The following is a 9,538-nucleotide window of genomic DNA, read 5'->3' as shown; positions in this document are numbered from 1 at the left end:
TTGCGAGCGGAAGAGGACGTGGTGCGCGTGCGTCGCGCGGCGGCTGCAGCCGGGGACCTGGCAATGGCCCTCGTCCCGCTCCCGGACCTTCCGCGAGCGGGTCCGGGCGCGCTTCCCGCCCTTCCAGGTGTCGAGGAAGTGCTGCGCGAGCACGGCGAGGCAGGTCCCGAGCGGCAGCGGCCTCCCGGTCCGGTCGCGGACGGCTTGCACCGCGGCGGCGAGGACCGCCGCCATCCGGAGCGCCAGCGGGACGGCCAGCCTCCCCTGCGCACGCATCCGCCGCTCGGCCTCGCCCTCGAGCTCGCGCCGGAGCGCGACGCAGGTGAGGCCCTTCGCCCGCGCGGCCCAGCGGGCGATCTCCGGCTCGGGCAGCTTCGAGAGGAGCCGCAGCTTCTCGAACGGCAGCCCCTCGCGCTTCGCCTCCTGGAGCGCCGGCGAGGCCCAGCGCCGCTCCTCGACCTTGGCCCGCTCCTCGATCGAGCGCGCCGCGAGCCCCAGCCGCTCCTCGCAGTACTGGCGGAAGCTCGCGAACCCGAGGAGCCGGTACAGCTGGCTCTTCCGGACCGCCAGGGCGCAGTAGCCGACGAGGTCCTCCCACTCCGCCCGCAGGGCGGCGAGCTCCCGCAGTCGGCCGTCCACGTCGTGGGCGGTGGCGGTCTCGTAGAAGCGGACGTCCGGGGCCGCGATGTCCGGCAGGGCGCGAAGCGCCGCCCAGCGCTCCGTCTCCTCCTCGAGCGCTGCGGCGCGCGTATCCCCGGTGCGCGCACCGGACGGCCGGACCGCGGCGCCGAGCACGCGCGCCGCGTCCGGGTCTCCCTCGCCCGCGTACTCGCCCGCGAACTCCTGGGCGATCGCCTCGAGCCGCTCGGCGCGCGTCGCGCCCGGCATGAGCTCGCCCGCGAGCGCCAGCGCCTCGTCGAGCACCTCGCGCTCCGCCGGCTCGAGGCGCACGCCGAGGCGCAGCCACGGCTCCTCCTCGTCGCCCGGCGCCGTCCTTGCCCGGCGGACCTCGGCCTCGAGCGCGCGGACGGTCATCCGCGCCGCGCGCTCCACCCAGACCGCCTCGTCCTCGCCCACCGCCACCTTCAGCACCGTCTGCGCGGCGCGGAGCTTGACCCGCCCCGCCGTGAGCGCCTCGCGCAGGAGCGGCCGCGTCCGCAGCTCCCGGCCGAGCAGGGCGAGCCCCTCGGCGGCCCGCTTGCCGAGGTCGAGCACCTCCCGCGCGTAGTCGTAGAGGTGGCACGCGAGCTCGGCCAGCCGGTCGCCCCGCCGGAGCGCGTCGAGCCCCTCGGCGATGGCCACGTCGAGCGCGCCCCGGGCCCTGGCCGCCCAGGTGAGCAGCGCCTCGCAGGTGTCGGCCTCCGGCTCGCCGCCGCGGAACCAGGCGTCGAGCTCGCGCCCGGTGAGCGGCGCGGCCTCGACGGCCGGCGGCGCGAAGCCCGCCCGCCAGGCGTTCCCAGGCGAGAGCGCGGCCAGGTCGGGTGCGGCGTCCATGGGAGAGATCATCGCACGGCGGTCTGACACGGAAAGTCAACCAGATCGGCACGCAGAGTAGACCTGATCAGGGCAGTGCGCCGCACGCCCATCGGCTCCGTCGCCGCCGCATGCCCACACCCGCGCCCCTTCGTCCCCGTGAGCCGGGCCACGCCTTGTCGGGGCGGACGCACGGTGACGCCTCGCCCTCGACGCTCACCGTCCAGCGGCGCCCGCGACGCGCGGTCCCGGCCGCCCATCTGCCGCGCCCCTCTCTGCCCGAAGTCCGCCCGCCGATGCAGGACAGCCGCCCCATGCTGCGAGGTCGGTCGGTGTCGAGCGGCCCCTCGCCCCGGCCCTCTCCGCGCTTCGCGGGGCCAGGGAGATGAGAGCACCGTGTCACGAGTTCGCGCGGCGCGGGGGAAGAGAGAGCCCCGGTGGGGGAGAGGGAACCGTGTCGGACGGTCAAGCGGCGCGGTGGCCGCCGGGCGGCGCCGCCTGGCGCGGGTCCTCGCGCTCGTACTTGCGCGCGTAGCACTCCGGGCAGAGTCCGTGCGAGAACTGCGTGGGCGACCGCGCGGCCACGTACCGCTCGACCTGGACCCAGTCGCCGTCGCTCCGCACGCGCTTGCAGTGCATGCAGATGCAGACGAGCCCCTCGAGCAGCTGGATGCGAGGGGTCAGCCGCCGCGTCATCGCGAACGAGAGCGCCCCGACCGCGCAGGCCGCCGCCAGCTCGACCAGCTCCCAGCGAGGTACCGGCTGCCCCCTCCAGAGGCAGGCGAGGTCGTCCGCGAACAGCAGGAGGATCATCAGCCCGAAGCCGGTGGTCTGGTAGCGGATCACCCGGCGCAGGAGCAGCGAAGTGATCTGGTCGTCGGCCGGGGTGAGCATGCCGGCTCCAACCGAAGAGCTCGGCCCAAGTTGCGCGGGCGATCTGCCCCTGGTCCGAGGTAGCTGCATCCGCGTGCCCATCTTCCGCTCAGGCGTCCTCGGTCGGGCGGACGGTCGCGGGCGGCGCGGCCTGGGAGACCGCCGCGCTCGGCGCGAGCTGGGGCTGCGGCGCAACCGGGACGGGAACGCTCTCCGCCTCTGGCTCGTTCACCGCCTTCTTGAAGTTGCGGATGCCCTTCCCGAGCGACTCCCCGAGCTGCGGCACCTTGGTGGGGCCGAACACGAGCAGCGCGATCACCAGCACGACCAACATCTCACCCATTCCCAGATGCATGCGACTCCTCACGTCGAAGCGGTGAATGCCAAGCCCCCGGACCCGGGGGTTCCTGCGATGTGCGCTCCACTCCCGCGCGCGGCCGGCGCACACCCTCTGGACGCGCGGCCGCGGCTACGCCGCCGCGTCCTCCTCCTCGCGGCGGCGCCCCGGACGCCGCGCGCGGAACCGGTCGCCGAGCTGGTGCGCGACCACGAGCAGCGGCGGCTGGACGATGCGGGTGAGGCCGGCCAGCGCCAGCGAGCCGCCGATGACCACGATGGCGAGCGGCTTCTGGGCCTGCGCGCCGATGGCGTTGGAGAGCGCAGCCGGCAAGAGGCCCAGCGTGGCGGTGAGCGTCGCCATGAGCCCGGGGCGGAACTGCTGCTCCGCGGCCGCGCGGGCGCCGTCCGAGAGCGTCTTGCCGTTCTCCCACTGCCGCTGCGCGTAGGTGACGACCAGGATGGCGTCCTGGATGGCGATCCCGAAGACGGAGACGAACCCCATGGCGGCCGAGGCGGAGAAGGGCTCGCGCGCGACGAGGAGCGCCACGATGCCCCCCAGGCACGCCACCGGGATCGAGATGAGGACCACCGCGGTGTCGAGCCAGGTCTTCACCGCCGCGTAGACCAGCAGGGCGATGAGGAGCAGCGTGAGGGGGATGATGACGGCCAGCCGCCCCATCGCCTCGTTGAGCTCGTTGATCTGTCCCGCCCACTCGAGGTGCGCGCCCGCCGGCAGCCGCACGTGGTCCGCGATCTGGCGCTGTGCCTCGTCCACCGTCGAGCCCAGGTCCCGGCCGCGGATGGAGAACTTGACCGGCGAGTAGCGGCTGCCGTCCTCGCGGTAGATGACGGAGGGCCCGCTCTCCTCGCTCACCTGCGCCAGCTGCCCGAGCGGGACCTGCCCGCCGTCCGGCGTGGCGACGCCGATCGCGCGGATGGCGCCGAGGGACGACCGGTACGGCTCCTGCCAGCGCACGGTGAGCGCGAAGCTCTTCTCGCCCTCGAACACCTGCGTCACCGCCTGGCCGCCCACCGCCGCCGCCACCACCGCCTCCACGTCGCCCGTGTTCAGCCCGTAGCGCCCGCACCGCTCGCGGTCCGGCACGATCTTGATCGACGGCTGGCCCAGGGTGGGGAAGAGGCCCAGGTCCTTCACGCCGCGCACGTGCTCCATGACGTCGACCAGGCGCGCGGCGGTCGCCTCGTTGCCGTCGATGTCGGGCCCCTTCACCTTGACGCTGTTCTCGCCCTTCACGCCGGAGAGCGCCTCCTCGACGTTGTCCGACAGGTACTGCGAGAAGTTGAACACCACCCCCGGGAACTCCTCCTCGAGCTCCTTGCCGAGCTCCTCGGTGAGCTGCTCCTTGGTCACCCCGCGGGGCCACTCGCCGTACGGCCGGAGCGGCGCGAACAGCTCGATGTTCTGGAAGCCGGCCAGGTCGGTGCCGTCGTCGGGGCGGCCGAGCTGCGACACCACCGTCACCACCTCGGGCTTCCGCTTCAGGATGGCGCGCATGCGGCCGACCAGGCGCGAGGACTGCTCCATCGACACCGACATGGGCAGGCTGGCCCGGATCCAGAAGTTGCCCTCCTCCAGCTTCGGCATGTACTCGCTGCCGAGCAGCGGGAAGAGCGCCACGCACAGCCCGATGACCAGCACCGGGGCGAGCAGCCCCAGCCTCGGCCAGCGCAGCGCCACGTCGAAGAGCGGCCGGTAGGCGCGCTGCAGCGCGCGCATCACCACGGTGTCCTTCTCCTCCGCCTTGGCCGGCACGAAGCGCGAGACGAGGACCGGGGTGAGCGTGAGCGCCAGCAGGAGGGCGCCGCCGATGGCGAAGGCGTAGGTGACCGCCATGGGCGTGAAGATGACGCCCGAGACGCCGGTCATCGTGAAGAGCGGCAGGAAGGCCACCCCGATGATGAGCGTGGAGAACGCCATCGGGCGGCCGACCTCGCCCGCCGCCGACCGGACCCGCTCGAAGATGCCGCCGAAGCCGTGCGCGCCGAGGTGGCGGAAGACGTTCTCGACCATGATGACGGTCGAGTCGACGACGATCCCGAAGTCCACCGCGCCCAGGGAGATGAGGTTCGCCGGCGTGCCGGTCGCCACCATGCCGATGAACGCGACCAGCAGCGCGAGCGGGACGTTGAGGGCGGTGATGAGCGCGGCCCGCACGCTCCCCAGGAAGGCCACCAGCACGAGGGTGACGAGCACCATGCCGATGAGGAGGTTCTCGAGCACGGTGCGGGTGGTGACGCGGATGAGCGTGGCGCGATCGTAGTACGGCTCGATGTCCATGCCGGGCGGCAGGAGGTGGTTCCTCCGGACATACTCGACCCGGTCGTAGATGCCGCGCAGCGTGGCCTTGGTCTCGCCGCCGTAGCGCATGAGGACGGTGCCCTGCACCACGTCGGAGTCGTCGTCGCGCCCGACGAGCCCGAGGCGCGGCGCGTGCCCCACGGCCACCGTGGCCACGTCGCGCACCCGCACCGGCACGCCCTTCTGCGCCAGCACCACCGCGTCCTCGATGTCCCGCGGCGAGCGGATGAGCCCCACCCCGCGGATGGTGTAGGACTGCTCGCCGAGCGTCAGGCGCTGACCGCCCACGTTCTGGTTGGCGCTGGAGAGCGCCTGCGTCAGCTGGGCGAGGGTGACGCCCCGGGCGCGCAGGCGGTTCGGGTCGACCTCGACGTGGTACTCCTTCGTCTCGCCGCCGAAGGTGACCACGTCGGCCACCCCCGGCACCTGCTTGAACTGGCGGACCAGGATCCAGTCGGCGGCGGTCTTGAGCTCCTGCAGCGAGTAGCCCTTGCCGCGCACGTTGAAGCGGTAGACCTCGCCGATGGCGTTCCACGGCGAGAGCTGGGCCTGCACGCCGGCCGGGAGCTGCGTGAACTGCAGCCGGTTGATCACCTCCTGCCGCGCGTCCTCGTAGCGGGTGCCCCACTTGAAGTAGCACTTCACGTCCGTGAGCGCGTACAGCGACTGGGACCGGACGTGGTCGAGGCCCGGCATCCCCGAGAGCCCGATCTCCAGCGGGATGGTGACGTACCGCTCCACCTCCTCGGCGCTCCAGCCCGGCGGCTGGGCGATGACCTCGACCATGGGCGGGACCGGGTTCGGGTACGCCTCCACCGGGAGCTGCTCGAAGGCGACCAGGCCGCCGACCAGCAGCACGAGCGCGAGCAGCACCACGAGCGCGCGGTTCTGCAGGGCGAAGGCGACGATGCGCTTGACCATGGGTGCGTGGTCCTAGAGGAGGCCGACGAGGAAGATGCCGCCCGAGACCACCACCTGCTCGCCGGGCACCAGGCCCTCGAGGATGGGGACGGAGCCGCCCGGGCGGTCCTCGCCGGGGACGACCTTGCGGCGGCGGTAGGCGAGCTGGCCGTCCGGCGTCCGGCCGGAGGCGACGAACACGATCGTCTCGTCGCCCAGGCGCAGCACCGCGTCGCGCGGCACGGACAGGTGGCGGTGGCTCGGCAGCGCGATGGTGAGGACGGGCGCCATGTCCGGGCGCAGCAAGTGCCCGGGGTTCGCGATGGCGCATCGCACCTTCGCGGTCCGGGTGGCTGGATCGAGGACGGCGGAGACCCAGTCCACCTTGCCGCGGAAGGTGCGGTCGGGGAAGGCCGGCACGCGGACCTCGACCGCGCTGCCGGTCCGGACGTGGGGCAGGTCCATCTCGTAGACGTCGCCCACCACCCAGAGTGGATCGAGCGCTCCCACCGTGAAGAGCTCGACCGGCGCGCCGGCGCCGGACCACTGGCCCTGCACCTCGAGCCCCCGCGCGGCGGCGCGCGCCACCACCTCCCCGTCGACGGGGCTGCGCAGGGTGTACTCCTGGGTGACGGTGTCGAAGCTGCCCGTCGAGAGCAGCCGGGTCTTCTGCCGGGCGCGCGCCAGCTCGGCCTGCGCGCGGCGCCACACGGCCTCCGCTGCCTCCAGGTCCTTGCGCGCGCCGGCGTGCGCCTCGACGAGCTCGCGCTGGCGCGTGAGCTCGTGCCGGGCCGCCACCTCGTCCGCCTCCGCCTTGACGGCGTCCGCGAAGGCGCTGCCCACCTCGGGCGAGACGAGGGCGACGAGCGGGTCGCCCCGCTTCACGTGGCGGCCCGGCTCGGCCAGCACGCGGGTGACCCGCCCCGTCACCGGCGAGAAGACGTGCGCGACGCGCAGATCGTCGAAGGCGATGCGGCCTCCGGCCACCAGCGTGTCGTCCAGGTCCTGCTCCCCCGCCGCCTGCAGCCGGATCCCCGCGTGCTCGGCCTGGTGCTCCGAGATCCGCACCTCGCCGGCGCCGGGCTCGCGGGTCGTGGGCTGCTCCACCAGGAGCCGCTCCCCCGCCGCGAGCCCCCCCTCGATCACGGCCAGCGGGCTCGCCGGATCCCCGCTCGCCCGCACGCGCCGCCGCCGGAAGCGCTGGCGGCCGTCCTGCGGCGGGCCCTCGCTCACGTAGGCGAAGCTCTCGCCCTCGACGGTCGTGAGCGCGGCGCGGGGGACGGTCAGCGCGCGCAGCGGCGGGGCGTCGATCGCGACCTGCGCCAGCATCTCGGGCTCGAGCGCCCGGTCGGCGTTGTCGAGCGCGATCCGGACGCGCCCGGTGCGGAGCGCGGGGTCGAGGGTGCCGGCCACCCACTGCACGGTGCCGGCGAAGCTCCGGCCGGGCCAGGCGGGCACGCGCACGGTGGCGGCGGCGCCGGCCCGGACGCGGCCCAGGTCGCCCTCGGCCACGTCGGCCAGGATCCAGACCCGCGAGATGTCGCCCACCGTGAACAGCTCGACCGGGGTGCCGGAGGAGGCGCCCTGCACCTCCAGGCCCGGGCTCACCGCCCGCGCCAGGACCTCGCCCGGGAGCGCCGCCTTGAGCGTCAGCTCCTGCGTCACCGCGTCGACGTCGCCCGCCCGCAGCAGCGCCGCCCGCTGGCGGGCCCGCGCCAGCTCCGCCTCCGCCTTGCGGTGCGCGTCCTCGGCGGCCTCGAGGTCGCGCGCCGGGCCGGCGTGGGCGCCCACCAGCCGGCGCTGCCGCGCCAGCTCCGCGCCCGCCTGCGCCAGGTCGGACTGCGCCTTGAGGAGGTCGGCGAGCGCCGCCCCCACCTCCGGCGAGGCCAGGGTGAGGAGCGGGGTGCCCCTCGCCACGCGCTGGCCCGCGTGGGCGAGGACGCGGGTGACGCGGCCGGCCACCGGCGAGAGGACGTGCTGGACGCGCTGGTCGTCGAAGGCGACCCGGCCCGCGGCGGCCACCGCCTGCCGGAGCTCCCCCTCCGTGGCGACGGCCAGCTGCGCCTCGCCGCGGTCGAGCCGCGCCTCGTCGAGGGTGAGCTCGTCGCCCTGGGGCGCCGCGCCGCGCGCCGGCCCGCCTTCGCGGCAGGCGAGGGCGAGGCCGAGCAGCGCCGTGAGCACCGTCCCTCTCATCGCAGCTCCTCCCCCACCGCCGCCTCCAGCTTGAACACGGCGGTCCAGTAGGCCGCGAGGTCCTGGTGGTACTCGACGCGGGTGGCGACGAAGGTGCGCTGCGCGTCGAGGTAGTCGAGGAGCGAAGCGGCGCCCTTCTGGTACTGCACCTGGACGAGGTCGCGGGCCCGCGCCGCGCGCGCCAGCAGGCCCCCCTCCATGCGCCGCACCAGCGCGCCGGAGGCGGCGTAGTCCGCGAGTCCCGTCGCGACGTCCGCGGCGACCTGGGCCTCGAGCTTCGTCGCCTGGAGCGCCTGGGTCGAGACGTCCGCCTCGGCGCGCCGGATCTCGCCCTGCTGCTGGTAGAAGAGCGGCAGCGGCAAGGCGAGACCGAGCGTGAAGGTGGGCGGCGTCACCGCCTGGTTGGTCGTGCCCTGCTGGGCGTAGTTGAGGGAGAGGGTCACGTCCGGGATCCGCTGGCGGCGCGCCAGCGCCAGCGCGGCCTCGGCGCGCTCGCGCTGGAGCCGCGCCGCGTGCAGGTCCGGGCGCCGCTCCGCCGCGCGCGCCAGCAGGGCGGGGGCGGTCGCGCCGGCGAGCGCGGGCGGCTCGCGCCCCTGCGCAAGGTCCGGCGCGTCCACCTCGAACTCCGGCACCTCGCCGCGCGCGCCGAGCAGGAAGGCGAGCTGGGCGCGCGCGTCGCGGAGCGCTTGCGCCGCCGCGTCCACCGCCTGGTCGGCCTCGAGCTTCGCCACCTCCACCCGCGCGACGTCCGCCTCGCTGATCGCGCCCGCCGCCTCGCGGGTGCGGGTGAGCTCGAGCGCGCTCGCCTGCGCCGCCGCCACCTCGCGGGCGAAGCGCGAGGACTCCTGCGCCAGCACCACCTGCGCCACCTGTTGCCGCACCTGCGCGCCGACCGTCCGCTCCGCGTCGGCCCGGGAGGCGCGCGCCGCCTGGAGCGCGGCGCGGGCGGCGTCGACGCGCAGGCCGCGCTTGCCGGTGAGGACGTCGAAGACGGCGCCCGAGTCGGAGAGGCCGAGCCCGTACTGCGGCTGCGGGAGCCAGCCGCACGCCGACGGGTTGCCCTGCACGTCGACGCAGTCGCCGAACGTGCGCGAGCGCCCGTACGACGCCGAGAGCTGCGGGTTCGCCACCGCGCCGGCGGCGGACAGATCGCCCTCGGCCGAGGCCACCGCCGCGTCGGCGAGCAGGAGATCGAGCCCCCGCTCCCGGAAGAGCCGCGAGGCCTCCTCGAGCGTGAGGCGCGGGGGCAGGGCGAGCGGCTCCGGGACGGCGGGCGCCGCGGCGCGCGCCGGGGGCGGCACCGCCGCGGCCAGGGCGGCGAGGAGCGCGAGCGCTCGCGGGAGGGGGAGGTGCACGGGGCGGCCCGGTAGCAAGTGGAGTGCCGGACCCCGGAACCGGCGGATCGCGCCCATTTCGCAGGGGTCGCGCGGCGCTGGCCGG

6 protein-coding genes are annotated in these 9,538 nt (G+C 75.1%); all 6 read right to left on the bottom strand.

What is annotated here, in order from left to right:
• The coding region (locus tag HWY08_RS17380) for an HNH endonuclease (RefSeq protein ID WP_176067519.1) at positions 1–1,494 on the bottom strand (1,494 nt) is incomplete at its 3' end.
• Positions 1,495–1,938: 444 nt separating this feature from the next.
• Complete coding sequence (locus HWY08_RS17375) at positions 1,939–2,367, bottom strand: hypothetical protein (protein ID WP_176067517.1); 429 nt, start codon at positions 2,365–2,367, stop codon at positions 1,939–1,941.
• An 88-nt stretch (positions 2,368–2,455) separates the two neighbouring features.
• Entirely contained in the window at positions 2,456–2,689 is a 234-nt protein-coding gene (gene tatA, locus HWY08_RS17370; protein ID WP_235969687.1) for a twin-arginine translocase TatA/TatE family subunit, read from the bottom strand.
• 126 nt (positions 2,690–2,815) lie between these two features.
• Positions 2,816–5,926: an efflux RND transporter permease subunit gene (locus HWY08_RS17365; protein WP_176067514.1), complete on the bottom strand. Its 3,111-nt coding sequence runs from the start codon at positions 5,924–5,926 to the stop codon at positions 2,816–2,818.
• Positions 5,927–5,938: 12 nt separating this feature from the next.
• Positions 5,939–8,098 carry an efflux RND transporter periplasmic adaptor subunit gene (locus HWY08_RS17360; RefSeq protein WP_176067513.1) on the bottom strand — a complete coding sequence of 720 codons (2,160 nt, stop codon included), beginning with the start codon at positions 8,096–8,098 and terminating at the stop codon, positions 5,939–5,941.
• Complete coding sequence (locus tag HWY08_RS17355) at positions 8,095–9,453, bottom strand: TolC family protein (RefSeq protein ID WP_176067512.1); 1,359 nt, start codon at positions 9,451–9,453, stop codon at positions 8,095–8,097. The genes HWY08_RS17360 and HWY08_RS17355 overlap by 4 nt, the downstream gene beginning before the upstream one ends.
• Positions 9,454–9,538: the final 85 nt, after the last annotated feature.

It is taken from the genome of Anaeromyxobacter diazotrophicus, from assembly GCF_013340205.1.
GTDB lineage: Bacteria > Myxococcota > Myxococcia > Myxococcales > Anaeromyxobacteraceae > Anaeromyxobacter_A > Anaeromyxobacter_A diazotrophicus.
Note: the sequence above shows the minus strand (reverse complement) of the source record. Positions and strands in the feature narration are given on the sequence as shown.

Coding starts and splice junctions, on each gene's coding strand:
- HWY08_RS17375 (WP_176067517.1), bottom strand. CDS start 2,367: ATGCTCACCCCGGCCGACGACCAGATCACTTCGCTGCTCCTGCGCCGG.
- tatA (WP_235969687.1), bottom strand. CDS start 2,689: ATGGGTGAGATGTTGGTCGTGCTGGTGATCGCGCTGCTCGTGTTCGGC.
- HWY08_RS17365 (WP_176067514.1), bottom strand. CDS start 5,926: ATGGTCAAGCGCATCGTCGCCTTCGCCCTGCAGAACCGCGCGCTCGTG.
- HWY08_RS17360 (WP_176067513.1), bottom strand. CDS start 8,098: ATGAGAGGGACGGTGCTCACGGCGCTGCTCGGCCTCGCCCTCGCCTGC.